Source organism: Dactylosporangium sucinum, from assembly GCF_014647515.1.
Taxonomy (GTDB): domain Bacteria; phylum Actinomycetota; class Actinomycetes; order Mycobacteriales; family Micromonosporaceae; genus Dactylosporangium; species Dactylosporangium sucinum.
Window position 1 is genome coordinate 1 of record NZ_BMPI01000201.1, and the last position, 914, is coordinate 914.

Annotated in this window: 1 protein-coding gene; it reads right to left on the bottom strand. The window is 70.8% G+C overall.

Annotated features, from left to right (window positions below; translation table 11 throughout):
• Positions 1-914, bottom strand: a 914-nt coding sequence (locus IEZ31_RS55815) for an acyltransferase domain-containing protein (protein ID WP_190258298.1), incomplete at both ends; no start/stop codon positions are given.

Consider the following 914-nt stretch of genomic DNA (forward strand, 5'->3'; position numbering starts at 1 on the left):
ACCCCGTCATCGGTCAGCCGCTGCACCGTGTCGGCAAACCGGACCTCGTCACGGGCCTGCCGCACCCAATACTCCGGGTTGGTGACATCCCCGTACAGGCCGATCGTCGGCTCATGCGCCGGAACACTCGCCACCACGGCGCGGAACTCGTCGAGCATCCCGTCGAGGTGATGGCTGTGGAACGCATGCGACACCTTCAACAGCTTCGCCCGACGGCCCTGGACCAGCTCTGTCACGGCGTCGGCGTCACCGGAGACCACGACCGACCGCGGCCCGTTCACCGCCGCGAGGCCGACCCGGCCTTCGATCAGCAGCGGCCGGATCTCGTCCTCGGACGCCTCGATCGCCGCCATCAGCCCGCCCGCCGGCGCCTGGCTCATCAGACGGCCGCGAGCCTCGACGATGCGGCAAGCGCCCTCCAGGTCCCACACCCCGGCCAGATACGCGGCCGTCAGCTCGCCGATCGAATGACCGCCGAGATATTGCGGCCGCAGGCCCCAGGCTTCCAGCTGCCGATAGGTGGCCACCTGCACGGCGAACAGCGCCGACTGCGCGAACTGCGTCTCGTCGATGCGGTCGCCGAGGTGGACGTCCAGGTGCTGGCGGACCTCGTCCAGACCCGGCAGATCCGCGCCCATCCCGGCACGCTGAGACCCCTGACCCGAAAACAGCACCGCCACCGGACCCGACACACCCGCACCGGTGACAAGCAGCTCCCGCAGACCCGCGACAAGCTGATCCCGCGTCGCACCCGTGACCACCGCCCGGTGCGCGAACCGGGACCGCTGCGTAGCCAGCGCCACCGCCGTGTCATGCAGGCCGGCATCGGTCTGCTCCGCCCAGTCGGCCAGCCGCGCCGCCTGCGCCCGCAAAGCCCGCTCCGACTTCGCCGACACAATCCAGGCCGTCGAGCC